General features: G+C 45.8%; 26 protein-coding genes and 2 tRNA genes. 14 read left to right on the top strand and 14 right to left on the bottom strand.

All coding sequences use genetic code 11. The features are described 5' to 3' along the window. Nucleotides 1-14: 14 nt before the first annotated feature. A complete protein-coding gene (locus CHA6605_RS24330; RefSeq protein WP_015162031.1) occupies nt 15-413 on the bottom strand; it encodes a DUF7674 family protein in 399 nt (132 codons plus the stop codon). A 15-nt stretch (nt 414-428) separates the two neighbouring features. Here CHA6605_RS24330 and CHA6605_RS24325 point away from each other — a divergent pair, with 15 nt between their 5' ends. The 3 genes from CHA6605_RS24325 to CHA6605_RS24315 all read left to right on the top strand — a co-directional run bounded on the left by CHA6605_RS24325 (nt 429) and on the right by CHA6605_RS24315 (nt 3,409). After that, a complete protein-coding gene (locus CHA6605_RS24325) occupies nt 429-1,055 on the top strand; it encodes a hypothetical protein (protein WP_015162030.1) in 627 nt (208 codons plus the stop codon). Nucleotides 1,056-1,116: 61 nt separating this feature from the next. Continuing rightward, nucleotides 1,117-1,887: a pentapeptide repeat-containing protein gene (locus tag CHA6605_RS24320; RefSeq protein ID WP_015162029.1), complete on the top strand. Its 771-nt coding sequence runs from the start codon at nt 1,117-1,119 to the stop codon at nt 1,885-1,887. A gap of 169 nt (nt 1,888-2,056) precedes the next feature. Next, complete coding sequence (locus tag CHA6605_RS24315) at nt 2,057-3,409, top strand: DUF58 domain-containing protein (RefSeq protein ID WP_015162028.1); 1,353 nt, start codon at nt 2,057-2,059, stop codon at nt 3,407-3,409. Nucleotides 3,410-3,580: 171 nt separating this feature from the next. Here CHA6605_RS24315 and CHA6605_RS24310 read toward each other — a convergent pair whose 3' ends face one another. The 3 genes from CHA6605_RS24310 to CHA6605_RS24300 all read right to left on the bottom strand — a co-directional run bounded on the left by CHA6605_RS24310 (nt 3,581) and on the right by CHA6605_RS24300 (nt 5,824). Next, entirely contained in the window at nt 3,581-5,137 is a 1,557-nt protein-coding gene (locus CHA6605_RS24310; RefSeq protein WP_041548429.1) for an HAD-IC family P-type ATPase, read from the bottom strand. Between the two features lie 111 nt (nt 5,138-5,248). Further along, the gene (locus CHA6605_RS24305) at nt 5,249-5,563 is read right to left on the bottom strand and encodes a hypothetical protein (protein ID WP_015162027.1); all 315 of its coding nucleotides are present in this window, start codon (nt 5,561-5,563) and stop codon (nt 5,249-5,251) included. Nucleotides 5,564-5,596: 33 nt separating this feature from the next. Beyond that, on the bottom strand, nt 5,597-5,824 hold the full coding sequence (locus tag CHA6605_RS24300) for a hypothetical protein (protein WP_015162026.1): 228 nt from the start codon (nt 5,822-5,824) through the stop codon (nt 5,597-5,599). A 345-nt stretch (nt 5,825-6,169) separates the two neighbouring features. On the opposite strand from CHA6605_RS24300, the gene CHA6605_RS35875 reads away from it, so the two are divergent. Then, nucleotides 6,170-7,342, top strand: a complete 1,173-nt coding sequence (locus CHA6605_RS35875; protein ID WP_015162025.1) for a pentapeptide repeat-containing protein — start codon at nt 6,170-6,172, stop codon at nt 7,340-7,342. Between the two features lie 122 nt (nt 7,343-7,464). Here the strand turns inward: CHA6605_RS35875 and rph are convergent, their stop codons facing one another. Continuing rightward, a complete protein-coding gene (rph, locus tag CHA6605_RS24290; RefSeq protein WP_051038967.1) occupies nt 7,465-8,217 on the bottom strand; it encodes a ribonuclease PH in 753 nt (250 codons plus the stop codon). A gap of 287 nt (nt 8,218-8,504) precedes the next feature. On the opposite strand from rph, the gene CHA6605_RS24285 reads away from it, so the two are divergent. After that, nucleotides 8,505-9,014, top strand: coding sequence for an ATP--corrinoid adenosyltransferase (locus tag CHA6605_RS24285; protein WP_015162023.1), 510 nt, complete (start codon nt 8,505-8,507; stop codon nt 9,012-9,014). Nucleotides 9,015-9,332: 318 nt separating this feature from the next. Here CHA6605_RS24285 and CHA6605_RS24280 read toward each other — a convergent pair whose 3' ends face one another. Continuing rightward, the gene (locus tag CHA6605_RS24280; protein ID WP_015162022.1) at nt 9,333-10,022 is read right to left on the bottom strand and encodes a DUF3318 domain-containing protein; all 690 of its coding nucleotides are present in this window, start codon (nt 10,020-10,022) and stop codon (nt 9,333-9,335) included. A gap of 202 nt (nt 10,023-10,224) precedes the next feature. On the opposite strand from CHA6605_RS24280, the gene CHA6605_RS24275 reads away from it, so the two are divergent. From CHA6605_RS24275 to CHA6605_RS24265, 3 genes are read left to right on the top strand one after another with little or no spacing between them, the layout of a single operon-like run. After that, nucleotides 10,225-10,815 (top strand): CAP domain-containing protein, encoded by a 591-nt coding sequence (locus CHA6605_RS24275; protein WP_015162021.1) that lies wholly within the window; start codon nt 10,225-10,227, stop codon nt 10,813-10,815. 49 nt (nt 10,816-10,864) lie between these two features. After that, a complete protein-coding gene (locus CHA6605_RS24270; RefSeq protein ID WP_015162020.1) occupies nt 10,865-11,488 on the top strand; it encodes a ribonuclease D in 624 nt (207 codons plus the stop codon). A gap of 48 nt (nt 11,489-11,536) precedes the next feature. Further along, nucleotides 11,537-12,040 carry a GNAT family N-acetyltransferase gene (locus CHA6605_RS24265; protein ID WP_198288395.1) on the top strand — a complete coding sequence of 168 codons (504 nt, stop codon included), beginning with the start codon at nt 11,537-11,539 and terminating at the stop codon, nt 12,038-12,040. 72 nt (nt 12,041-12,112) lie between these two features. Here the strand turns inward: CHA6605_RS24265 and CHA6605_RS24260 are convergent. Together CHA6605_RS24260 and CHA6605_RS24255 are read right to left on the bottom strand one after the other, a co-directional pair. Then, a tRNA-Leu gene (locus CHA6605_RS24260) sits at nt 12,113-12,196 on the bottom strand. Nucleotides 12,197-12,328: 132 nt separating this feature from the next. Beyond that, nucleotides 12,329-12,409, bottom strand: a tRNA-Leu gene (locus CHA6605_RS24255). A gap of 306 nt (nt 12,410-12,715) precedes the next feature. On the opposite strand from CHA6605_RS24255, the gene CHA6605_RS24250 reads away from it, so the two are divergent. After that, complete coding sequence (locus CHA6605_RS24250) at nt 12,716-14,986, top strand: amylo-alpha-1,6-glucosidase (protein WP_015162018.1); 2,271 nt, start codon at nt 12,716-12,718, stop codon at nt 14,984-14,986. 477 nt (nt 14,987-15,463) lie between these two features. Then, entirely contained in the window at nt 15,464-17,101 is a 1,638-nt protein-coding gene (locus CHA6605_RS24245; protein WP_015162017.1) for a serine/threonine-protein kinase, read from the top strand. Between the two features lie 137 nt (nt 17,102-17,238). Here the strand turns inward: CHA6605_RS24245 and CHA6605_RS24240 are convergent, their stop codons facing one another. After that, the gene (locus CHA6605_RS24240) at nt 17,239-17,484 is read right to left on the bottom strand and encodes a hypothetical protein (protein WP_015162016.1); all 246 of its coding nucleotides are present in this window, start codon (nt 17,482-17,484) and stop codon (nt 17,239-17,241) included. Nucleotides 17,485-17,578: 94 nt separating this feature from the next. Beyond that, nucleotides 17,579-18,070 carry a crossover junction endodeoxyribonuclease RuvC gene (ruvC, locus tag CHA6605_RS24235; protein WP_015162015.1) on the bottom strand — a complete coding sequence of 164 codons (492 nt, stop codon included), beginning with the start codon at nt 18,068-18,070 and terminating at the stop codon, nt 17,579-17,581. 290 nt (nt 18,071-18,360) lie between these two features. Here ruvC and CHA6605_RS24230 point away from each other — a divergent pair, with 290 nt between their 5' ends. Together CHA6605_RS24230 and tsaE are read left to right on the top strand one after the other, a co-directional pair. Beyond that, entirely contained in the window at nt 18,361-19,797 is a 1,437-nt protein-coding gene (locus tag CHA6605_RS24230) for a gluconeogenesis factor YvcK family protein (RefSeq protein WP_015162014.1), read from the top strand. Nucleotides 19,798-19,859: 62 nt separating this feature from the next. Then, nucleotides 19,860-20,294, top strand: coding sequence for a tRNA (adenosine(37)-N6)-threonylcarbamoyltransferase complex ATPase subunit type 1 TsaE (tsaE, locus tag CHA6605_RS24225; protein WP_015162013.1), 435 nt, complete (start codon nt 19,860-19,862; stop codon nt 20,292-20,294). 48 nt (nt 20,295-20,342) lie between these two features. Here tsaE and CHA6605_RS24220 read toward each other — a convergent pair whose 3' ends face one another. Further along, the gene (locus tag CHA6605_RS24220) at nt 20,343-20,591 is read right to left on the bottom strand and encodes a Ycf34 family protein (RefSeq protein WP_015162012.1); all 249 of its coding nucleotides are present in this window, start codon (nt 20,589-20,591) and stop codon (nt 20,343-20,345) included. Nucleotides 20,592-20,632: 41 nt separating this feature from the next. On the opposite strand from CHA6605_RS24220, the gene CHA6605_RS24215 reads away from it, so the two are divergent. Beyond that, nucleotides 20,633-21,865, top strand: coding sequence for a tRNA nucleotidyltransferase/poly(A) polymerase-related protein (locus CHA6605_RS24215; protein ID WP_015162011.1), 1,233 nt, complete (start codon nt 20,633-20,635; stop codon nt 21,863-21,865). A gap of 55 nt (nt 21,866-21,920) precedes the next feature. Beyond that, nucleotides 21,921-22,166 carry a hypothetical protein gene (locus CHA6605_RS24210; RefSeq protein WP_015162010.1) on the top strand — a complete coding sequence of 82 codons (246 nt, stop codon included), beginning with the start codon at nt 21,921-21,923 and terminating at the stop codon, nt 22,164-22,166. A gap of 15 nt (nt 22,167-22,181) precedes the next feature. Here the strand turns inward: CHA6605_RS24210 and CHA6605_RS24205 are convergent, their stop codons facing one another. From CHA6605_RS24205 to CHA6605_RS24195, 3 genes are all read right to left on the bottom strand, one after another. Then, nucleotides 22,182-22,856, bottom strand: a complete 675-nt coding sequence (locus CHA6605_RS24205; protein WP_015162009.1) for a hypothetical protein — start codon at nt 22,854-22,856, stop codon at nt 22,182-22,184. Nucleotides 22,857-22,979: 123 nt separating this feature from the next. Continuing rightward, nucleotides 22,980-24,905: a M48 family metallopeptidase gene (locus tag CHA6605_RS24200; protein ID WP_157260094.1), complete on the bottom strand. Its 1,926-nt coding sequence runs from the start codon at nt 24,903-24,905 to the stop codon at nt 22,980-22,982. Between the two features lie 618 nt (nt 24,906-25,523). Beyond that, nucleotides 25,524-26,447, bottom strand: coding sequence for a LysR family transcriptional regulator (locus tag CHA6605_RS24195; protein WP_015162007.1), 924 nt, complete (start codon nt 26,445-26,447; stop codon nt 25,524-25,526). Between the last annotated feature and the right edge of the window lie 84 nt (nt 26,448-26,531).

Genomic DNA, 26,531 nt, shown 5'->3' with positions numbered 1-26,531 from the left:
TAGGGAATCTGGCTCTACAGAGGATGAATACTAACTTGTCGATCGAGATCTTGCCAGTAATACCAACCTAATGGCTGGAGCTGGCTGGTAAATACATCTAGATCGAAGCCAGTGCGCTGACTGCGTGCGGCGATTTGCTCCAAAAACATCGTCCGAAAAGCATATTCAACAATTGAATCGCCTTGTTGCAACATCATTTCGATCGTCGCCGCGATTTTGGCGATTTCTGGCTGATTTTGCACGCAGATCGTATCGATGGCAAAGTCGGCAAATTCCGAAATATCTAGCGCGATCGGTCGTGGGAGGCTAGGATGCCAATCTGCGACGTGGACATCCCATCGATCTTGAAAAGCTGGAAAGTTGAGGAGAATAATCTCCATACAATTGGTACGATCGATCTGAATGTAATCCATACGCTGCGAGTTCTGATGACTAATCATTTAAATCGGGCGATCGCCTTACTTCAGTCAGCTACCGAGCACCTTACTGAATTAGCGGCAACCCCCACAGAGCGACAACCATTGCGGGAGACTATTAATATTACTGTAGAACAGATTCACACAGCTTTAGCCGAATTGGCGGCGGCGATTAATCCCCCCGCGCTAGATAAAATTCCGCCAGAATTATTAACCAAAGCCGAGCGACTGGGAGTTCCCTTAGATGACATCGAGGTACGTGTAATAATTACAACACACCATCTGAGCCAATTGATCGGGATTCTCAATGAAATCGAACAAAGATTTGCAGAAATCCGCCGCGTGCGGGAATACTTATTAGTAAGGTTGCCAGATATGCCGATCGAACAACTTGGCTCTAGATTACCAGTTTATACTGCGGCTGACTTTGAATGGACAGAGCCGAGACTTTCACCAACAGAGTTAGCTCAAATCCGATCCAAATACCAGATCGATCGATTGTTGAGTCAACCACCGCGTCATTCTGCCGACCTATTCAAACAGATCGCCGCAGCCGATCGCGCTTGGGAACAAGCACGAGCTGATACACAGTCAGACGATCTAAATGATACCGACGATCTCCGTAATTTGCCCTTTTAACTGGGGCGTGAGGGAGGTTGTTGGACGCGACTCGCTATCCCCTATTTCCCTAATCTCAATTATGAAACTCACTATCATTGCCACGACCATTTTGCTCTTGACAAGTTTTGTGACGACAGCCAAGGCTGAAAACATGTCTCATCTGCGCCAACTTCTCTCGACAAAAAGCTGCCAACAGTGCGATTTAGCTGGCGCGGGATTGGTGACAAACAATCTGGCTGGTGCCAAATTAGAACGAGCGAATCTAGCTGGTGCCAATCTCAGTCAAGCAAATCTGGCTGGGGCAGATTTGCGTGGTGCCAATTTGGCAGGCGCGTCTCTCAATGGTGCCAATTTAACGGGTGCAGATCTCCGTGGGGCAAATTTAGCTGGTACTGACTTGCGCTCGGCTTATCTTACCAATGCCAATGTGAGCGGCATCGATGTCAGTGCGGCTTATCTGGATGGGGCGATCGGGATTCCTACTAGTTTGGGTACCGCTGACGATTTTTATAAGTGGGGATTTGCCAACTGGCAGAAAAATGATTTTGCTGGTGCTGTCGCCCACTACGATCGCTCGATTAGCCTCAATCCTAAATTTCCTGGTGTTTACCTGGCTAGATCGATGGCCAAATTTCGACTCCAAAACGATCGCGGCGCGATCGAAGATGCCATGGTTGCCGAACGCCTATATTTCGCTCAAGCCGATCGCGAAGGCACGCAGGTAGCCCAAGCACTGATTGCCAAAATTAAACTCGCCAGCCAACCAACCGATACAAATATAAATCCAGGTAACGGCAATATGGTCGATTTTGTGACAGGTTTGAGTTCGATGTTGCTCAAGTTCTTTTAATTTAGAGATTCCATTACAGCAACAACTAGAGGGCACCCCTACCAGATAAATGTGTAGGGGTAAGCCTTGTGAGTACCCTCAGATCTACACTAATAATAATCTGTCTATCACCGTGCGAGATGGGAGTATTGTTTGAGCTAAGATCTTGCCAATTAGCAAAACGTTTGTAATGAATCAACTTATTGACTTTATTCCCAGTGCGCGGACATTATGGCTGCTGGCGGGTGGGGGATTGTTTGCGACGATTTTTGCCATCTTTATCCCGATTCCCCAAAGAATTGGAGTAGCGATCGCGATGACATTGGCTTGGTACCTTGGCATCATCCTAGTCGCAGGCATCGATGCTTGGCTCAGTAAAGCCGATCGCGTAGAGGTAAGTCGCGATCGATTGGGAAAATTATCGATCGGGCGCGATAATCCGGTGACACTGACAATTCGAGCCAGCCAAAGTAGTAGCAAAGCTCGACAATTTAGCTATCAAATTTGCGACGGAGTGCCGCAAGATTTGGCAGCAATGCCCTCATTAATCTCTGGGCAACTAGAAAGAGGCCACAGCCAAACAACGAGTTATACAGTTCATCCTTATCGTCGTGGCGAGTACGAATGGCAAGGAATTCAGGTGAGGCAATCAAGCCGCTGGGGGTTGGCTTGGTACCAATGGCGGGTAGATGCAGCTCAAACTGCGGTTGTCTATCCCGATCTGATCGGCTTAAAATCGCTCTCGATTCGGTTGGCATTGCAATCTACAGGCGCGATGCGTCAAGTTCGTAAGCGGGGGATGGGGACAGAATTTAGCGAATTGCGCGAGTATAATAGTGGCGACGATCCCCGCTCGATCGATTGGAAAGCTACGGCGCGCCGCAATCGTCCGCTGATTCGAGTCTTGGAGCCGGAGCAAGAACAGACGGTGATTATCTTGCTCGATCGCGGACGGCTGATGACAGCCAATATTCAGGGGTACAAACGGTTCGATCTGGGCTTAAATGCGACGCTATCGTTAGCTCTGACGGCGATCCAGCGGGGAGATCGCGTGGGAGTAGGGGTATTCGATCGCTATCTGACTACCTGGATTCCACCCCAACAGGGACAAAAACACTTTTCTACAATTCTCGACAGGGTGAGCCGCATTCAGCCAGAACTACTGGAGCCTGACTATCTGGGAGCCGTTACCACGATCCTCAAACAACAGAGTCGGCGCGCGCTAGTTGTCGTCATTACGGATATTATCGACGATATTGCCTCTGCCGAACTGCTCGTCGCACTCAGCAGACTCACGCCGCGCTATCTGCCTTTTTGTGTAACTCTGCGCGATCCGCAAGTAGATATTCTCGCGCGCGAATTAGGTACCGATCTGGCTGGCGCGTACACTCAATCCGTCGCGCTCGATCTGCTCCAGCAACGCGAACTTGCCTTCGCCAATCTCAAACGTAAGGGCGTTTTAGTTTTGGATGCACCAGCTACCCAAATTAGCGATCGATTAGTCGATCGTTACGTGCAAATTAAATCTAGAAATCAATTGTAAATAGACAGATAGTGAATAGTGGACTTGCTACCTTCTATTTAGTAATAAAATTAGGTATAAAGCCGCCCCAAATGGGGTCGATCGAACCGATTATTCGTCACCACAATTCTCTGTTCTTCTGACTCAGCAAATGCGATGATAAGAGGTAGAATTAGCCATCGATTATCATTATCAATTCATGGTTTTTCTCGATCGCCAAGTATTCATGACTACCGATACCAAGCTCGCTCCCATTGCACCGATCGCGATCTCTGGAGTTAGGGACAAACCAAATTGGAGATAAAATATACCTGCGGCGATCGGCAGACAGATAAGATTATAGATAAAGGTAAAAAATAGATTTTGCTCGATTTTATGTAAAGTCGAGCGACTCAACTTTCTGGCAGTAATAATTGCTTGTAAATCTGAAGTAAAAAGTGTGAGATCGTTAAAGGATGTCGCCAGATTTCCAGTCTTACCGATTGCCATGCTGACATCGGCTTGTGCTAATGCGGGTGCATCATGTATATCAGTACCAACCATTGCCACGATCGCGCGATAGTTGCCGATCGATCTCGATTGTAATTTCTGAACTACTGTAACTTTATCTTGAGAATTTTTACAAGCAAATACTCGCTCTATTCTCAGTCGATCTGCTAAGTTTGCGGTAGTAGCTAAATTATCTGTAGCGATTAAGACTACTTCCAAGCCTACTCTTTTCAATCTCGATATCGTCGAGATTGCTGAAGGTGCGATTGCCGCACTAATACCGATAATTCCCGCAATTTCTCGGTCGATCGCGATCCAAATTACGGTTTTTCCTGTTGACTCCCATTGGTGTTGATAATTAGTCAAGACGCGTTGATTGGCAACTTGCAGGACGTTATCGATATCGAGCGAACTAATCCACTCATTAGATCCAATTTGGATAAGTTTACCATCGACGATGCCTTGAATGCCATTACCTGCAATTTCCTGAAATAGCTCGACAGGTTTTAGCTCTAATGCCAGCTCTTTAGCTCGATCGACAATTGCTGATGCTAATAAATTTTTGGTGCAAACTTCTAGCGAAGCAACTAATTGAAAAATATCTAATTCCGTGCCGTGATAATTGTCTACAATTGGAATAAAATCAGTTACTGTTAGTCGATCGGATACGATGGTCGCATTTTTGTCAAAAACGATCGTATTTACTTGACTGAGTAATTCTAAGGCATTGCTGTTATTAACTAAAATTTCGCGTTGTGCTGCTTTGTTAATTCCGATCGCCATCGCTAAAGAAGTAGCTAAGCCCAATGTACAGGGACAGGTAATGGTTAAAATGCTCCAGCCAAAGACGATCCCACTTGTGGGATTATGGAGCGAGATCGACCACAGCAAACTAGTAACGATCGCGAGTGACAAGATAATCGGGACAATATATCGGTTAGTGACACGATCGACCAATCTAGGAATGGGTAATTTATTGACTTGTAGGCGATCGACTAATGCCAAGCTCCGATCTAAAAGTGGTGTAGATACATATGGAAATTGTCGATGGATAAGTTTAGAAATTGCTGCTTGCGAACGTTTTTTAGCAAGATATTCTAATTTCCTACCCACAAATATCAGTGTGATTGTCATGGTGGAAATTGAATAGTAAACAGGCGGCTGACTCGGATTATTACCAGCGATCGTTTGAGGCGCAAATGTACTTACTAACGAATATAAGTAAGTCGTTCCAGTAGTCAGCGCGATGAGTGCATTCATATTAGCATGGATACTCCTATGTGTAGATGAATATCGCCTAGCTAAAATAGCATTCCAAACATCGATAACGACTGCTTTAGCACACCAAAATTGAACGGGTGTAGCTAAAAACTACTGCCAGACAGGATGCTGCAACCAGTTAGGAATCCAACTTTGAGGAATAGAACCGATCGTTAATAGCACACTAATCCCGCTCGCCGCTATTAATTTGAAATCGTTCGCAGATTTACGATCGGCAATGTCGATTGAATTAGCTGGATCTCCAGTGTTTGTCGCTCCTGGAATACTTGCTTCCGCATTCGTAATTTGCCGCTCGTCGGCGATCGTTGCGAGTTGCCGTGTTAAATTGTTCTTTGACTCGATCTCGCTAGGTTTGCGGGCAATCTCCCGCTTCGCTCCACCTAATTTAAAGCCGAAATGTTCCATATACTTACCCCAAGATGCCGATTAGTTTTAATGTTAATAATTAACAATAGCTGCGGAGATCGACACATAATCGATCGTCTGTCCAGCGTCGAGCATATTGGGGTGTAGCGCGATCTGTGATGGTTTATTCTCAATTTGGACTAATCTAGTCTGAGTAGCAGGAATTTTGGCTGGTAGAACGATGGAGTGAGTAGCTCGATAAATCGCATCGATCCAAGTGCTAAAAGTTAGCTCGGAAACTGTCAATATTACAGACATCATCGGGGGTTACTTAAAAGATTTTCTCGATTCTACTGTGCGGGTGGTAATCGATCGCACATATATAGAAAAGTGAAGAAATTAATACTTTTGCTGTGTAAATGTAACTCGAGCTTAATGTTAAATGGGAACGTCTGCGGATCGAGACAGCCACATTACCACATCCCCATCAGTGTCGCCGATCGCTAACTTTCGCGATCGCGAGCACAATTTCGGGTATGATGTAATCCTAAAGAAGATATATCCTACATTTACGAGCGACTTAACACTGAATTAACTTCGGTTTCTCCAGCCAAATGCTGTTGAGATCCCGATCGTGACCTATCAGCACATCAGAAGGTAAATATTATGGATCGATCCAGAATACCGTCAGCAGGGACGAATAGCTCGTCTGACGACGATACAACAGCTTCGATCGCTTCGGGAAGTTTGCGGTGGCCACTATTTATCGCTCTTAGCAGTCTGCTCGTAGGTGGAATCTGGTTTGCACAACAAACCAGTCTCCGACATCTCGACGAACGCATTCATCAGCTTCAGCAAGATATCGACAAACTCTCCAATCGCAGTATCGAGCCAGCAGCTCGGGTAACCTTGGAAAAAGAACAGATTATGCTAGAGCGAGATCGCCTTAACTCTCAAAATGGGGTCTACAACATCCTGTTTCAGGGCATTGGTGCTGGTATTCTCGGCAGCTTAACTTATGCAGGTTGGCACTATTTACGTCGTACCAACGAACATTTTCAACAAGCCAACGAGCGACTGATTACGGATCGCTTCAGCCAAGCCATTGCACATTTGGCGAGCGATAAATTGGAAATTCGACTGGGTGGTATTTACACGCTCGAACGTCTGGCACAGGAGTCTGCTGCCTATTACTGGCTGACGATCGAAGTTTTGACCGCTTTCGTGCGAGAACGTTCTCCCATTAGCAATACGCACCTGACGCCGCTCCGGCTCACCCCCGAGACTCCAGAGCGTCCGCTGATGCTCGTCGGTGGGAGCGATGTCGCCGCCAATCGCAAACGACCGCCATTATTAAAGGTACCGACGGATATTCAAGCTGTCATGACAATCTTGAGTCGGAGAGACACGAGCAAAGATCGACCGGATCGCGCCATCGAACTGCGCGAGAGCAATCTCCGCGATGCCGATCTCAACGGCATCGAGTTGTGGGGTGCCGATCTGTGGAAAGTCAATCTGCGCGAGGCTCAACTCTGGCAAGCTAAGTTAGCAGGTGCCTCGCTCGGACGCGCCAATCTCCGCGAAGCCAGTCTCTGGCAAGCAGATCTCGAAGGTGCCTATCTCTGGAAAGCCAATCTCGAAGGTGCCAATCTCACCGAGGCAAATCTGGAGCAAGCCAATCTCGAAGGTGCAAATCTCAAGGATGCCAATCTCCAACAAACCAATTTGATCGAGGCCGATCTTCGCAAAGTTGTCGGACTGACTCGCCAACAACTCAGTCATGCTATTTGCGATGAAACTACTCAGTTGCCAGATTATCTCGATCGGGTAAATGCTTAAGAGATCTCCCAACAAAAGTACCTTCTGTTGACGAGTTTTCTCCTGACGGATCGACTGAAATCACGCGGAGGTTTCCGACCCATGTGTTTCAGTTAAGACAGAGGCTACGCCAACGACTAAGCTCAACTTTCGATCCGACCTGATTTTTTACTCTGTATCCACCGATCGATCTCGGTATTTTGGATCGTCATTAATTCTTGAGTACCTGTTTCGGCGAGATCTAATAATTCATTCATTTGGTAACGGCTAAAACTGCCCGATTCTGCCGTCCCTTGTACTTCAATTAGCTCCCGATTATCGGTCATCACGACATTAAAATCTACATCAGCCGCAACATCTTCGGGATAATCCAGATCCAAAAAAGCTGCACCTTCAATTAATCCTACCGATACCGCTGCAACTTGACAGACGATTGGCGATGCACTCAATTCTCCCCGCTCGATGAGCTTGTGGATGGCTTGCGCTAATGCCACGTATCCGCCAGTTATTGACGCCGTGCGGGTACCTGCATCCGCTTGGATGACATCTGTATCGATCGAGATTGTTTTCTCTCCTAGAACGGCAAAATTGAGGGTCGATCGTAAACTGCGCCCGATGAGTCTTTGGATCTCCTGAGTGCGTCCCGATAACTTGAGTACTTCCCGCTCGTGACGCTGGGGTGTTGCACCTGGTAGCATCCGATATTCTGCTGTCAGCCAGCCAGTCCCCGTACCAGTCAAAAATTTTGGCACGCCATCTTTGATGCTAGCGGTGCATAATACTCGTGTATCGCCACAGCAAATCAGCACGGAACTAGTAGAAAACTTGGTAAAGTCGCTTTGGAAGCTAACTTCACGTAGTTGGTTCGATTGACGGTGCGGGCGGATTTGCGGCATGTGCATAGGCTAGAGTGTACTACAGTATCTAACGATCTCGATTGAATTGGTGTTAATTTTTATTAGGAATTTAAATGCCCAGCCGCAAGAACCCTCCCCAACCCTATGGCCTCATCCCTATCCCTTAGTCGCTCGTGAGGTACTTGACCGATCGCATATTTAGTGTTTCACTGAATAGACGCTCGTAATCAAACACTATATATTGTCTAGTATAAGTTACCGAGCGAACCAGATTCGCCCGTAAGGGAACACCTTTTGAATGAAATGCGGCTCATTTTACATTGAATATGATTGCACAACTAAATAGTCATTCCGAACATACTTCAGTTTCTTGTAACACGGTAAGCACGCTTCACAAACAGATCGAGATTGTCGATACACCAGCAGATCGATTTTGCACGGAAATAGTAGCAAACGCGCTCAAGATTGCCAGTACCGGACAACGAGTTCTGATCGTCCAACTCCTCAAAGGTGGAATTCGTCAAGGTCACGATCGGATTATAAATCTCGCTCAAAATCTAGATTGGGTTAGGTGTAATTTGATTCGGAATATCTCTATTGCCGATCTCAACGATTTAGAATTACACAATTTCGAGCAGCTCTGGAAACACGTTCGCGGTGCAACTCGATCGAGTGAATATTCTTTGGTCATTTTAGACGATCTGAGTCTGGCGATCGAATTAGGTTTAATTAGCATCGAAGCTGCAACTACTTTTCTAACCAAGCTCCCTGAAGATCTCAAAATTATTCTCACTGGTACCAATCCACATCCAGCGATTTTAGAATTAGCAAGTTGAGATAGTGAATAGTGGATAGTGGATAGTGAATAGTGGATAGTGGATAGAGTATGTAGGTTGGGTTTCGTGCCTCAACCCAACAGCACAAACATCAATACAGTTCGGCTAAGTTGAGTGTCTTTGATGTCCGCGTTCGCGTAGCGTCTTGTAAAGAAGGCGGACTCTGCATCACTACTAGCAGCGGTTGAAACCGCTAGTTAACTTTTTAAAAACTAAAACCTGACTTCTATGAGGAAGTCAGGTTTTTTAGATCGTATTTGCTAATTGAGAGTCCCGACTTCTTTTGAGAAATTAGGATTCTAGGTTATTTGTAAAAATCTATCTGTAGCTTTCGCGGTTTTCGCGTTCGTCAGCTATGGGGCGAGTGCGAGAAGAACTACGAGCGCGATCGGATTTTTCTTTGGCCTTAGTAGCACTGCGTTTGAGTGCGTCGAGGCGGGATTCGTAGTGCTTGCGTTTACTCTTTTTGGGAGTATCGTCAGCGATCGTTTTCAGGGCACTGCCCAGGCTCTTATAGGCATTGGGAAGCGTATATCCGAAGCGCGTAGCTAAGGCGATCGCTTTTTCATCGGCCTCGATCGCTTCTTTAAGATGTCGATCGCTATTGTTACGGGCGTACAAACGATATCCAGAGACGCCGCAGAGTCCTAGAGCTAGGACTAATAATAGACCGTCTTGCACCCAGAGTTCGCCTACAGCACCGCCTAAACCGATCGCCAATGCGGCCATTTCCCAACCATCGCGAGAGATGGTGTCATTTTGGACGCGGGCGACTTCATGCCAAAATAGCAGGTTGCGTTGATCGAGAGCCAGACGTTCCCACTTAACCAGATCGATTTGAATTTCCACTTGATCTTTACCTAATTCTTCACTGCGAATTAGGGGGGGATTGACTTCGACGGTAGTTTCTACCGTCACCCAGCTTTGGAGTTCTGGTGGGAGTAAACTTTTGAGCCGACGCAGTTCACTCATTTCAGCGCGAGCAGAAGCAGCGGAATAGGATGTCATAGCGATAGTTTGGATCGATCGTAGTTACTATTTTAGCCAATAGTCGGTCGAGATTGTCAAATTTTACTAGTTTGCAAATTACATCCCGATCCGATCTCGATCGCAGTGGATATAAATCCAAGATGCCATCTTAGACTTAGCCGATTGGCTATATTTCGATCTCGGTGGCATCTAGAACGTATCCAAAACTTATTAACTTGAGATGAAATATCATTTTCTAGGCACTTTTTGCGCCTTATTGACCGTCATAGGCATAGCAGCGACAACAGCCCAAGCAGATGTTAGCATTAGTGTACCAAATGATGCAGATTCCGCACGAGAAGATAGCTTCGAACCAGCAGAAGATCGGGCTGAGCGCGCTCCTAAATCTACTCCTGCTCTTGCCATGAACAGTATCGAATTAGCTACCTATAATCTGGTTAATAAGTATCGTCAGTCTCGCAATTTACCACCATTAGTTGCCGATTCCGACATCTCCGCTCAAGCCAAAGCTCATAGCGAGCGGATGGCTCGATCGGGTAATATGAGCCACGATGGTTTTCACGAGCGCGTGGCATCGGTTGCCAAGACGATCGTCTATCGCAATGCCGCAGAAAACGTCGCCTACAATATGGGCTACGGACAGCCCGATCTCGTTGCCGTCCAAGGCTGGATCGAAAGTCCCGGACACCAAAAAAATATGCTCGGTCGTTTTGACTTAACTGGCATTGGTGTTGCTAGAGGTGCTAAAGGGGAATATTACTTCACGCAAATTTTTATCCGCAAAGCATTCTATGTCAAAGATGTTGATTAGCGATCGATCCTCTATTATGTAGGTGGTTTCCTTTTCCCATCCCGTCCCTATGGAAGACTTTCAAATTTGCGATCGAGATTTAGATGATGCTTTAACTGCCAAATATCTTCAGGCAGAATCGATCGCTGTCGATACCGAGACTATGGGACTAAACTATCTCCGCGACAGGCTATGTTTGGTGCAATTATTCTCGCCTGGTATCCTGACGGTAATTCGGATTGCCAAAGGACAAACCGCCGCACCAAATTTACAACAGGTGATGCAATCTACCACTGTTACGAAAGTTTTTCACTTTGCCAGATTCGATGTGGCACAACTACGCCATCGGTTGGGAATCGAAACCCAGCCAATCTTTTGCACCAAGATTGCCAGCAAATTGATTCGCACTTACTCAAACCGTCACGGCTTGAAGGAATTAGTCGCACAACTCGAAGGTGTCGAACTCGATAAATCTGCTCAATCTTCAGATTGGGGCGATGCCGAAAATCTCTCGGACGAACAACTTCGCTATGCTGCTAATGATGTCCGTTATTTAATTAGTATGCGTCAAAAATTAACCACTAAATTGCAACGCGAAGATCGCTGGGAATTGGCGCAGAATTGTTTTAAAGTCTTGCCAACTCTGGTTTCGCTCGATCTATTACAGTACGAAGATATCTTCTCTCATCATTGATCGTCGATCGATCTCGTTCGCCAAGCATACCAAAGGTAATCGATCGCCATGAGACCAATTTCCATGCGCCAAGCTACTTTGGAAGATATTAATACAGTTTCAGAGATCTTGTCTGAAGCGGCGGCTTGGCTCGAACAGAAAAATATGGTGCTGTGGGGAGAAACAGAAATTGGTACGAAAGCCATCGCACGCGATCTCGAATTGGGTTTATTTTATATCGCTGTTTGCAATGGTGTTGTGGCTGGTGTGTTTCGATTTCAATTAGAAGATGTGGAATATTGGCCAGATATCGAGCGGTCTGATTCTACATTTCTGCATCGATTGGCGGTAAGGCGGAGCTTTGCAGGTGGTAATGTATCTACACAGATCTTCCAATGGGCGATCGACCGCACCCAAGATTTAGGTAGACATTTTTTAAGATTAGATTGCATGGCCGATCGCCCACGCTTACGATCGATCTATGAGAATTTTGGCTTTAAATATCATAGCGATCGACAAGTCGGAGCTAACCTCGTCGCGCGGTATGAATACGCTATCGGCGATCGAATCTAAATCTTACCTGGATATTCACGCACTTTCGGGTTGTTCTATTGATAGTGCGATCGATGTCGAATTTTTAATTAATGGGGGTGGCGAGACTTGAACTCGCACATCCGTTACGGATAACAGATTTTAAGTCTGTCGCGTCTACCATTCCACCACACCCCCAGGTGTAATAACACTACTTTTAAAATAGGTTAAAAAGTTTCACAGATAGATAGCATATCATAAATATCAAGCTAATTCGACAAACTTGTGGGTAAAGTCATAAAGCTGCCGCGTTACTCAATTTTTAGCTAATGGGGGTGGCGAGACTTGAACTCGCACATCCGAAGATAACAGATTTTAAGTCTGTCGCGTCTACCATTCCACCACACCCCCAGGTGTTATTACGCTACTCAGTTTTAAATAGGGTAAAAAGTTTCACAGGTAGGCAGTATATCATCAATATCAAGCTGATGCAATCATGTCTAAATTCTCATCAGGATTTAAGGATTTACAGGATTAGGCGATCGGTGCTGCCCATTACCCACTCTACCCACTAACCACTATCCACTACTCACTACCAACTATCCCCTATCCCCTATCCTCTATCCCCTATCCCCTAATCCTCATGGTATTGGTTTAGCTGAATCGAGTATAGTTAAGGTTCTTGATGTCATCTACTCCATCTAGAGAGGTATTGATATGTCTAATCAGATCGAACTTGAAGGAAGAATCTTTGTTCCGGCTAGTGAGTTAGATATTCCTGACTGGGGCTGTGTTGTTAGCGATCGAAATCAACCTACGCTCACGCTCAAAGATGACGATCTGTTTCTAATTACGGATACGCTGGGCAATATTTCTGGTTGTTCGCGAGATGAGACGATCTCTAGTCTGGGTTTATTTTGTCGAGATACCCGCTTCTTGAGTCGGCTAGAATTACAAATTGCCGGACGATCGCCGATTTTGTTGACTTGTAATGCGGATAAAGGATTTGCACTCTCTGCACTGTGTACCAATCCGACGATTCCCAATATCAATGCCGAAACCATCAGTATTCAACGAGAAATAGTTCTCAATGGCAGTTTGTTTGAAGAACTGACCATCCACAACTATAATACGACGCCTGTCAGCTTTGAGTTGAGCTTGAGCTTCGATGCTGATTTTTCGGACTTATTTGAAATTCGCGGTTTTGGCCGCAAACAGCGTGGTGGTTTACTGCGTCGCGTCCAGCCCGATAAACAAGTGCCTGCTACCGTCAGCGAATTGACAATGGCTTATCTCGGATTGGATGGGGCAATTTTAGAGTCCCACATCCAATTCGCACATCGGTTGCCCGATTATCTCAAAGGCTATACCGCCATCTGGCAGATCGAACTAGAATCTCATGCTAGTTGTCAAATCGGCTATCGGCTAGAAATGTTGATGAACAATCGGCCAGTTTCGCGGGTAAATAGCCCGATGGCACTATTCCAAGCCAAAGCCGCCGAAATGATGGAGGAAGACCACTGGCGATCGCAGATTACCCAAATTCGCACCGATAATCCCAAGCTAAATCAAGCGATCGAACGTGCCGAGCAAGATGTATATTTATTGCGCCAAAGTTTCGATCTGGCTAGCACTAATCCCAGTCAGCCTAGTAGTAAAGGGACGGTATTATCTGCGGGGGTGCCGTGGTTTTGTACATTATTTGGGCGCGATGCAATTATCGCTGCCAGTCAAGTACTCATTTTAGATCCGACGATCGCCCGCGAGACATTGATGGTGTTGGCTCAATATCAGGGCAAGGTCGATGACGAGTGGCGGGAAGAACAGCCAGGGAAAATTCTCCACGAATTGCGGATGGGTGAAATGGCTCGCTGTCAAGAGATTCCCCATACGCCTTACTACGGTACGGTCGATGCGACACCATTATGGTTGATGCTCTATGCCGAATACTATGCGTGGACGCACGACACAGCTACCCTAGATCGGTTGTGGAGTAATGCAGTGGCGGCGATGGCTTGGGTCGATCGGATGTGTGCCGAGACTGGCTATCTGAGATATTTTCGGACATCTGCGCGCGGATTGGTCAATCAAGGTTGGAAAGATTCGGGTGACTGTATCGTCGACCGACAGGGTAAAATTGCCACTGGCCCAATTACTTTGTGCGAAGTGCAAGCCTATGTATATGCCGCTAAAATTCGGATGAGCGAACTAGCACGCATTCGCCAAGAGAACGATCTCGCCAGCCGCTGGCAACAAGAAGCACAACAGCTCAAGCAACGCTTCAACCACGATTTTTGGATTCCCGATCGCGATTTTATCGCGTTAGCTCTTGATGGCGCGGGCAAACAAGTCGATAGTATCAGTTCCAATCCCGGTCAATGTCTCCAGCAGGGGTTATTGTATCCAGAGAAAGCCAAAAGTGTCGCCGAACGGTTGCGGGCACCTGATATGTTTAGCGGTTGGGGGATTCGGACTTTGAGCAGTCAGTCGCCAGCGTATAATCCGATCGGCTATCATACCGGATCGGTCTGGCCGCACGATAATAGCCTAATCACCATGGGCTTGCGCTCTGTAGGGGCGGTAGAACAGGCTTTAGAAGTCGCTCAAGGTATTTTGGACATGACAGTGCATCAACCCTATCACCGTCCGCCCGAACTCTTCTGCGGCTACGAACGTACCGAGGGGCAAAGTCCGATTCAATATCCAGTGGCTTGTTCGCCGCAGGCTTGGGCGACTGGTACCATTTTTCAGCTCTTGCAGATGATGGTCAATTTAGTACCAGATGCACCGAGTAACTATCTCCGCATTCTCGATCCGGCCTTGCCCAGCAATATTCATCAAATTTCCTTCAAAAACCTACGGGTCGGCGCGACCTCGCTCGATTTGGAATTCAACCAACGCGATGCTGAAGGTGAAGGCTTGCGGGCGACCACCTCCTGTCGGGTGCTCAAAAAACGCGGCAATCTCCGGGTGACGATCGAAGCCTAGACTGGATCGAAATAATATTCGCCTTCAAAAGAGAGATCCCCGCTCACTTGTGGGTACTTTAGAAATAACGAGATCGATCGATGCTGACTCGAACATCGGCATCGATCTCTCACTTGGCCAAACACTACGCTTGTCAGTTTTAGTATTGTCGATCGTCCCCCGATCGAAGATCGACTGTCAGTGTCGTCTATTCATTAACATAAAAACTCGAAAACAGCACATAATACTATGAGGTAAGATCGCATCGTGTGAATAAAAGCGGTAGAATTAGGAGTAAATAGCTAAACCCCAAACTGGCTTGAGCAACTTAAACCCTTCTGGTGTTAGAGACGCTGCGACCAATTTTTTAGCTAGTATCTGAATTTTAATCCGAGATAGTCTGGTTTCCTTAGACAATGGAAGCGCGATTCCCACCACGGGAGGCTATGCCAATAACAAAATAGTATGTCAAGAGAAATGTTCCACTGGTGAGGCTCAATGAGCTACTGCGTAAACCCTGACTGTCCCCAACCTAAAAATCCAATAGACGCTTTTCTGTGCCAAGCCTGTGGCGCGCGGTTACTCGTTCGCAATCGCTACCGAGTTACCAAATCACTAGGGCAAGGGGGCTTTGGTGCCACATTTGTAGCGATCGATGTGTCACTTCCTGGCGAACCCATTTGTGTGATCAAGCAACTTAGGCCGAGCAATAATCACGAAAAGTTTCTGCGCATGGCCAGAGAACTATTCGAGCGCGAAGCTAGAACCCTGGGTAAAATCGGCAATCATCCGCAGATTCCCAGATTATTAGACTTTTTTGAAGAACGTCGTAACTTTTATCTCGTCCAGGAATATGTCAGCGGACATACGATCCATCAAGAAGTCAAACAGACTGGACTATTTAAAGAAGAAAAAATTCGCGACTTTCTAATCGAGATTCTGCCAGTCATTACCTATATTCACTCCCAGCAGGTGATTCACCGCGATATCAAACCTGCGAATATTCTTCGGCGCGATCAAGATGGCAAATTAGTCCTGATCGACTTTGGAGCCGTCAAAAACTATGTCGCCCAAATGGAAGTTCCCGAAGGCGTAGAGCAAGGTTCTAATACCCAATTTGCCGTCGGTACTTCCGGATATGCACCGCCCGAACAATTGGCAATGCGCCCAATTTTTGCTAGCGATATTTATGCTTTAGGTGTAACTTGCGTCTATTTGATGACGGGTAAATCGCCCAAAGATATAGAATATAATCCCTCAACTGGCGAAATGATGTGGCAAAAACACGTCCAGTTGGGCAAACACATGACTCAAGTCTTGGGCAAAATGTTAGAAGTATCCGTGCGGTACCGCTATCAGTCTGTCGAAGAAGTCCAACAAGCACTGGCCTCGACAGCAGTCGCCGTGGAAACGCGTGCGCCCAGAGTTCCTACTCCTCCAGTCGGCAGTCCCAGCAAACCGCTCCCAATTGACAAAGCTGGAGTACGGCCAGGATTACCCCAAAATCCCAATAACCCGCCCCAGAATGCACAGAACACAGCTTCTTCATCTGCATCCCAACGGATCGCAGAGAAAATTAGAGAACAGAGGTTGGAGCGCGATCCGACTAATATTAAAAATGCTGGAGATCGCAGCCAAATTGGTGCAGATCTACGCACGGGATTCGGTGGAGTTCCCGCAATTCCGGTACCGCGAGAGCAACTAAAGTTAGACGCACAGGGCGTTTTGGCAGCATTCCGGCGCGGTCAACGGACTTTTAGCGAGATGGATATCAGTAGTCTCGATCTCGCCAAAGCGCATCTGCCAGGAATTACGCTCAGTAGTGCCAATTGTGCTTACATCAATCTCCAAGGGGCAAATTTAGCCGCTGGTAAGTTTGACAAAGCCGACCTCAGCGGTGCAGTTTTGAAGGATACCGTCCTGAGTAAGGGCTACTTTAGTTATGCCAATCTTCAGAATGCCGACTTGCGTGGGGCAGATTTAAGCGATGCTTATCTCAATTACGCCAACTTACACGGTGCAAATCTGTGTGGCGCAAATCTCAAGGGTGTTAAAGTTACTGAAGACCAATTGAACCAAGCTAAAACCAACTTTATGACGGTGTTCCCCAATGGCAAACGCGGTGGTTTTTGGTAATCCAAGAGCCAGGGGATCGAAGTTACTAACGATCGATCGAACTAATTTCAGACCAGTTTTAAACCGTGTTTGCTATTTAGAAACACGGTTTTTTGGCGAGCTGAATTATTTGAGAATCGATCGATAGATACAAAATATCAAGAAGATCGCGTACTATCTTTAAGAATGTAACTAGCCGTACCACTGAGGATCGCTCCACCCATTAAGACGCTAATAGCTGGGAGAAACAGTGGTTCCCACAAGCTTTGCCAAACCAGCAAGCCGAGAGGAATATGGATGTATTGACCGACAATTGCAATGATAAACCAGAAAAAGCTCAGCAACACAAAGAAAAAATTAAATGTCAGTAAATTATTAATTAGGCTTAAAATTTTGGCACCCATAACATTATTTCAGGAAAGTATCGATTAAAACTTGTTTATATACAGTAACGTGCAGAAGGGTCGGATTCATTCACTATCAACTATCCACTATTGACTAACAACTAAGTTGCAGCCAAGCAGTTAACGCGATTGCCAAGGCATCGGCAGCATCATCGGGACGGGGAATACGATCGAGACCTAATTCTCGCGCCACAGCAGCTTGAACGTCGGGTTTTTGAGCATTGCCGTAGCCAGCAACGGCTTGCTTGATTTGAGCGGGAGTAAACTCTACCCAAGGGATTTGATGTTGGGCGATCACCAATAAAATTACCCCACGAGCTTGTGCCACTGGAATGGTATTCCCCATTTTATAAAAAAATAACTGTTCGATCGCCACTAAATTGGGTTGAATTTCGTCTAGCAAGCTGTGTAAATCGTCATATATCGTCTGAAGCCGCGAACCCATCTCTGTGCGAGCGGGAGTTTGGATGATACCAAAATCAATCAAAGTTATCGCTGGCGGACGAGACTGGACGGCAACGGATATCGCCCCAAAGCCAAGACTGGCAAGCCCTGGATCTAATCCGAGAATTCTGGTAATTGTCATTAGGGTAACCAAAAATTAATCTCAAACCTGGAGTCGGATCGTGAGTATTATGGCTGAACCTAGAGATTTAACCTTTACGATCGCAATTATAGTCGGATTAAATGGGGATATAGGATGTCTGGTAATAGCTGCGAGACTACTCAAATTTCAACTTCCTCTTTCCGATCCGTCAGAGTACCTGTAAGATTGACGAAGTGGAAGGAAGCCTCGCCGTTTCAAGGCGAAGTCTCTTCCACTCATCTGAGATTCATTCATCCATCATCAAATCTTTTATTTAAAATCAGAAAATAATGTCGATCGGTCTCTTTAGACGAGCAGTCAGGAATTTGAGTCGCAGTGGTAGTACCTTACCATCACCGGGCGGCAAATATTCCAATGTCCGGCGGCTATTCCAATGGTTGTCCCCAGGAATTTTTGTCAAACGCTGGTTGCTAACTATCTCCATCGGCGTGTTGATGACAATTCTAGGTTTGGCGATTTGGCTCAAGCTGACGCCGATTTTCTGGCTGTTTCAGATTGTCGATCGGGCGATTGAGTTTTTAGCTAGAGTGGTGCCCCATTATCTCTCAGGGCCGATCGTTTTTGGCTGCGGGCTATTCCTAGTCTTTTGGGGTCATAGCCGTTCGCTGGGCGAAATTAGTAAAGTTTTACGCCCTGATGGTGGCGAAACTTTGCTAGATATGCTCTGGCACAATCGCCGTCTCAATCGAGGGCCAAAAATTGTTGCCATTGGTGGTGGTACTGGCTTATCGACGCTGCTGCGGGGTCTGAAGCTGTACAGTGCCAATCTGACAGCGATCGTCACTGTAGCCGATGATGGCGGTTCTTCGGGGCGATTGAGGCGAGATTTTGGCGTTTTACCGCCAGGAGATATCCGCAACTGTATTGCGGCGTTGGCTGATGAAGAGAAATTATTGACAGAGTTATTTCAGTATCGCTTTGAAGCTGGCGATGGTTTGATGGGACACAGCTTTGGCAATTTGTTTTTGACTGCTATGTCGGAGATTACTGGCGATCTCGAACGCGCGGTAGTTGCTAGCTCCAAAGTTTTGGCCATTCGCGGACGAGTGTTGCCTGCGACGCTAACGGATGTCGCTCTGTGGGCGAAACTAGCTGACGGACGCACGATCGTCGGTGAATCGAGTATCGGCCATTGTGACGGTCAAATTGTCGAAATCGGCTGCTCGCCTGCCAATCCGCCTGCCTTACCTGCGGCGATCGCGGCCATCGCAGAGGCCGATTATATTATCATGGGGCCGGGAAGTTTGTACACCAGCGTCATTTCTAATTTACTGGTGCCAGAAATCGCCCAAGCAATTGCCGCACGCAATGTACCGCGTATTTATGTCTGCAATATTATGACGCAGCCAGGAGAAACTACTGCTTATACAGTTGCCGATCATATTGAAAGTATCGATCGCGCTTGCGGTTACAAATTATTCGATGCAGTTTTAGTTCAAAAAAGTCCGCCTTCGGCGAGCTGTCTCCAAAATTATGCTGAGGAGAACTCTTTCCCTGTCTTGCTCGATCGAGAAGATGTCAAACAGTTGGGGCGGAGCATCTTTTCGGTTAACGTGATGGAAGAAGACCCGACGACTCGGTATCTACGTCACAATCCCCGCCGTTTGGCTAAAGCCTTAATCCATTTTTACCGTCGCGCTCAAGAATCGACTGCCGATCGCAGTTTGAAAGTAGCCCAAATTGCTCGTAATATTAAATCAGCCTGAGCTTTAATCGATCATTAATAATTGATAATTGATAATTGGGGTGTTAGTACTTGCATTGATATATGATCGATCGGATTGTCAACTTACCAGATGAACGTGCGACTCAGATGCTGGGTATGGATTTAGGTAAGTCTTTGACAGCGGGTAGCGTGTTGTTATTGACGGGAGATTTGGGTAGTGGTAAAACTACCCTAGTGAAGGGGATCGCTCACGGGTTGGGGATTACAGACTCGATCGTCAGTCCGACGTTTACGATTATCAATGAGTATTTTAGTGGGCGCGTACCGCTCTATCATCTCGATCTTTACCGTTTGACATCGGCAGAGGTTGACGATTTGTATTTAGAATCCTATTGGCTGGGACTAGAGTACGAACTAGGCATCGTTGCGATCGAATGGGCGGAAAGATTGGCGCATCTACCACCCGAATACCTCCGACTAGAATTAACTTACGATCTAGTCGAAGGCAGAATTGCCAAAATTAGCCAACAGCAATAACCGAGTATCGAATCGAGCGGCTTTATTCCAACTACTCTCTACCGTCTATCAAGTAGGAATTAATTCTCCCGGACGCAACCGCGACCATTTGCCAGTATCTTTGGTAAAGCTCAGACAACCGACGACATCCCACTCCATCTCTACACCTTCATCGCGGGTGCGGATATTGACATTAATTTGCGGCTGGGTAGCTTCAAAAGTAGGCATAGCCGTCAGATGAGCTTGTTGGTGTTGTTCTTCGACTGCATGATAGGTCGTACAGCGATCGACGTACTCGCAATTGATACAGATACACATAAGATATTAGGGGTTAGGGACTAACCTATATCTCGTATTCTATGCAATTTTTAGAGAATCTACCATTCAACCTCGATTTATTGCCCAAGCCAGTCTACGTAGTTGGTGGAGCAGTTCGCGATGCGCTGTTGGGGCGGGTGCGGGCGGAATTAGATTTGGATTTGGTGGTACCGACGGGAGCGGTAGATCTGGCGCGAAAGCTAGCCACAGAGTATCGAGCGGGGTTTGTGCTGCTAGATCCAGAACGTCAGATCGCGCGGGTGGTATTTCCGGGGATGACGGTAGATATTGCTCAACAAGACGGGGAAAGTATTAATAACGATCTGGCGCGCCGCGACTATACGCTCAATGCGATCGCCTATGACATTCAGACACGGATGACTGTCGATCCATTCTGTGGCACTCAGGATATCCACCAGCGCACGATTCGGATGCTCAGCAGGGATAATCTTATTGACGATCCTTTGCGGCTGCTCAGAGCGTATCGTCAAGGGGCACAGCTTAATTTCGCGATCGAAGTGCAGACTCGTCAGGCGATTCGCGAGTTGGTGCCCTTATTGACGAATGTTGCCGCAGAACGAGTATTAGCAGAGTTACGATATTTATTGCTGACTTCCAATAGCAGTCAGTGGTTGGCGGCGATGGTAGCAGATGAATTATTGATAGGCTGGTTAGAATTACCCATCGGTGCAGATTTTGCCGCCAAATTAAGTCAATTCGATCGAGCTTGCGAATTAGTCCGCCAACATTATCCCGCACTCGATCGCGAACTCGATCGACCTTTACGGGACACAATTGCCATTTCGCGGCGCGCGATCGGTAGATTTATGCTGCTATTATCCTCAGATCTCCAGATCGCAACTACCCAAATGTTGCGCCTGACATTTAGCTCGGCAGAAATTCAGGTAGCAAGTACGGTGATTACTTACTTACCGCAATTATTAAGCAAACCGATGTCTTTAACCGAGCAATATTTTTGGTTTCAAGCTGTAGATAATAATTTTCCGCTATCGATCGTTTTAGCAATTGCCGCTGGAGTAGAGTTATTGAGTCTAGCTCCGCTTATCGATCGCTATCTCGATCCGCAAGATCTTGTCGCACATCCAACGCCACTAGTCAACGGACGCGAGCTGGTGGAGTTTTTAAAGATTCCCCCTTCACCGACAATCGGTAAACTATTGACAGAAATTCAACTAGCAAGAATTAATGGAGAGATCTCTACACCATCAGAGGCATTGGAATTTGCCAGAGAGCTGCTCAGAGTGATGAATTAATAATTAGACTACAGATTCTAAAATATCAAAAGATATCCTGTTAAGAATAAAAAAAGTGACTCAATCTATTGCAATTATTGAAGCTATTACCACAATTATCGAACCAGAGCGGAGATTTGACTTAACTAGAAATGAAGAACCCGACGTTTTTAGAGAGTGGCAAGAAAATCTACCACAGCTAACCGCAACAGATCTTTACTTTATTGGCAGATTTACGAAGTCGCTATATTTATCATCGATCGACAAAAATATTACGTCAGATCGGACAAGTCGCGCTATGAATATTTACAGGTTCAGGTAGCGACGATCGATAAATTTATTTTAAGATTTTAGCTTGTTGGAATACATCTTGAATGGTATCGCCGACAATAAATCCGTACATAACTTGCGAAATCGATGCCAAGCCGATCGAACAAATAAATGCCGATAGCGGTGAAGAGATCCAATTCCATCCAAATAAAAATACCGAACCGATAATAATTATCGATGTCACAACACCGCTAAGTGCGCCAGCGAGTAACTGTTCTCGATCCCAATCGAGCCATAAAGATCGCCAGTAGAGACTTTGTTTGAGTAAAGATTTTTGCAAGTTACCAACTACCCGCCCGCCAATACCGCCAATTACGGCACCAATAACTGCTAAAATAATCAATACGGTACCATCCTCGTCTAATATCAATGACTTAATTCCCAGATGGATCGATACCCAGTTTAAGATATTAATTGGTAATATGGCCATCGATGTAAGTATCCAGCGATAACTTAGTGTTTTAATAAATTGCTTGAGTACGCGCCACTGCAAGTAGCCCTGAATCGTAAAGCTCAATAGACAAGCTAATACTCTCAGCAAACAGATCGAGATCGAGTTGTCTAGCTGAAAAAGTATTGTTAATAAAGTCACGATCGCTTGAGTCGCGATCGCGAGCAAAATCGAGCCAACAACTTGGATCGATAACCATTGGTTTAAAAAATTAGGCTGCGGCTTAGACATAATTTAATTAATTGAGATTGAGAATTGAGAATTGATTTTTAAGTACGGATATTTAAACTCGTGGTGAGTATTCGATCTTGAATTACCGATTTATATGTTAAACAGTTGCACATTGGCTTGAAGTTAAAATATTCGAGCACCAGCTATTTTCTGGATGTTTTCGCTTAGTTTTAAATCTCGATAGTTAGTAGTATCAGATCTGTGACTATCGAAAGTGGCAATTACCAGGCGTTTGCCAAAATTTAGCTCGATTTGGAGTCGATCGCATAACATCTCGATCGATAAATCCTTAGCATCCGATTCCGATTGAGCTTTGGATCTCTGGCGAGCAGACTTAGATGAAGAATTATCAATTTTAAGACTCAATATATACAAAGAGCGATCGGTAAAAATTTGCATCGGCTTACAGACTAAATATGCCCGATCGATCGCCGGATAATTAGCTAACTTTTGACAAATTTCTGTAATTAAATCCGGTTCGAGATCGTGCGAGATGAATCGATCGGTTTCCAGGAGATTGCGTTCCAATCTCGATCGCCATTGTTTGGGTAAATGCTGTTGTCGCCACTCCAAATAGATTCTGGCGGAATCTAGATCGCCTTGGTAAATATAAAATTTATATAATTCCTCACAACTAGAAATCGCTAAATCTGGATCTAAAGCGATCGCCTGTTCTAAATAAACACAGCCGCTCATATGTCCGCGACTGACAAGAAATTTACCGACTTGATAATTTGCATTAGCATGTTTGGGATCTCGCGCTAAGAGTTCTTGCCATAATGGCAAAGCTAACGATGTATCGTGTAACTCTGTAGTTAGATTGGCTTGGATTGTCGCTTCCGCCAATGTTAATGGTGTAGTAGTCGCTTTAACATTCACGGTGGCTAAATATTCATGTTGGTATCGTGCGTGGTGATATTGTCGCCACCACTCAGCTTGATGACGCTCGTACCAGCGCAAATCCTGCTCCACAGCTAAATCCATCAACCGATCGCCAAAAAAGTACTCCGCAGCCGTTCGCTCGATGGGTGTAGGCGTCCAGGATTTAGGGGTAGGATAGCCTACAGCCGCTAATCGATCGCTCAAACACGGATGAGTATCATCGGTATCTGTCGCCTCTGATAAGATAAAATCGAGCCAAATTTGTGCTGCTTGCGGATCGAGCGGTTGGCGCAAAGCCGCTAGCATTTGAGTAACTACATCCGGTGGTGGTGTCTCTCGCTCCCGTGCTTGACGATCGAGTTGACGAGTGAAGCACTCTTGCAAATAATATTGATAAATATAAGTTTGAATTAAATCGCTAGCGGCAATTTCGGGACTAGTCATGCGTTGTGCTAGCGCATCGGCGGCATACTCTCGATCGCGGATCGAGACAAATGAATATGCCTTAATTAATGGCTCATACCAGCGAAAGAACCACTGGAAAATAAATAAATTATTATCGGCTGTGAGGTTTTCCCACATCTGTCTAACGCGGAGAATATAGCCCGTAAAGCTACTGTCATTTTTTGACAAATGACCCAACTCATGTGCTAACGTTGCCTTGAATTGTTCTGGTGAAAGCGATTGAAGTAATGGCAAGCCTAAGAGTAAATAATTACGATGCCATTCACCCCAACCGAAATGTGGTGTTTGATAGATCGCGGCATTATGGTCGTAATTAATTACCACATGATGAATTTTAGGAGTTTTTAGTCGCTCTCTAAGTTCGTCGATAACCGCAAATAGTTCGGGAAATTCAGCGCGATGGATTTCGCGATCGCTCAGTGACGGAGATTGCACCCAAAAAGTCGCAATCGCCACCAGCCCAAATAAAATCCAGAGTTGACTCGGATCGAGGCTAATCGGTCGCTTTTGGGCGATTTCGATCGCCCATCTCACCATCCACAAACTACTAAATATGCTCAAACAAACGATCGCGATATATCCATAACCAATGGCGGCTAATGCAGCTACCCGCAGTTGATATTTGGTAGTCGATCGATGACTACTCGATCGTTCTAATTGCTGGACTAATAGATCGAATTTAGCCTGCTGTTTTAACTCCATCGCATCGCAATTCAAAATTAAAAACTCAAAATCCAACTTTGGGCCTGTCGCTATCAAGTTAAATCTTAAATTTAGTGGATGAAACTATTATTCCCACTCACTCTGTGACCGACGTAAGTAGATCTACGGATTTTTGCGATCGTCGATCGATTTAGTTGAAATTACCGATGTCAGTTGGTTATTTCAGTCTTTCAAATTTAGCTGCTATGACTGAGATTTAAACCAAATAAGTCCCACCAACAATATATTGGTAGGACTCAAATGAATAATCCAGATTAGTGTTGTGCTTACCCCAATCACCAAGGTTGAGGTCTTTAAAAAAGCATTCAATCTAGCCTCGATCGAAAAGTCAGATTCAACTACATAGCAATCGGATCGATTGCCTGCTGCGGATTAAAAACACTCAAGTTTGAAAGATCGTCTAACCTCATCTGTGACAAGTTAAGGTTTTCGATCGAATGTCAACACCCATATATAGCGTGGCTGTTGGTTCGGTCTCACTATATATCAAAAAACTCGATTGATAGTGCTAATGTATTCGATCTCTGAATATCTGATGTAACGGTCGATCGAAGGATCGCCAAACGTGCTTGACAATTGCGATCGCGCCTTAACTTGTCACGAATGGTCTAACCTACCTTCGACGATGGCTTTACCTTCATCGAGTAAAAAATCCAGGAATGTTTGAGCGGCAAGGGATAACTGTTTGCCGGAAGGATAAATTACGTACCACTGCTGTTGAATGGGAAAACCTTCAACATTTAGATAAGTTAAAGGGCCACCCGGCACTGCTAACGATAGGCAGTGCAAGGATAATATCGATAGCCCCAAACCGCCAACAATCCCTTGTTTGATCGCTTCATTGCTGCTCATTTCCATCACGGTCTTTATTTCCAGACGATTGTCGGCGAAAAATTGTTCGACGATGGCACGAGTCCCAGAGCCAGATTCGCGCATAATAAATGGCTCTTGAGCCAATCGCTTGAGCGAAATCGTTTTTTGCTCGCGGGCGAGCGGATGATTGATAGGAGCGACTACAACTAAGGGATTGGGTAAGATGGGGCGCAATTCGATATCAAGTTCTTTGGGCGGTCTGCCCGTAAAATACAGATCGTCTTGATTGTGAGCGAGTCGATCGAGTACTTGGGCTTGATTGGTAATATTGAGACTCAGCTCGATGGCTGGATGCTGTCGTTTGAAGGTACCCAGCAGTCTCGGTACGAAGTACTTAGCTGTCGTCGTCGTGGCTAGGCTCAAGTGGCCTTTTTCTAAACCTTTTAATTCATTCAGACTGTTTTCGAGTAATTCGAGGCGACCCGAAATTTCTTGACTGGCGGCAAGCACTTCTTTACCTGCTTCTGTCAGATAAAAGCGTTTACCTAATTGTTCTACTAAAGGTATCCCAACAATTTTAGTCAGTTGCTTCATTTGTTGGGATACTGTCGGCTGTGTGAGGTTCAATTCTTCGGCAGCACGGGTGAAACTATTGTGCCGCGCAATCGCCTCTAACACATGTAACTGATGGATTGTGGCTTGTTTCACAATTGTGTGGCGGGATAGGTAGGGAGTAGGGAGTAGGGAGTAGGGAGTAGGGAGTAGGGAGTAGGGAGTTGGAGGACGCTTGCG

This window comes from Chamaesiphon minutus PCC 6605 (assembly GCF_000317145.1).
GTDB classification, from domain to species: Bacteria; Cyanobacteriota; Cyanobacteriia; order Cyanobacteriales; family Chamaesiphonaceae; genus Chamaesiphon; species Chamaesiphon minutus.
Note: the sequence above shows the minus strand (reverse complement) of the source record. Positions and strands in the feature narration are given on the sequence as shown.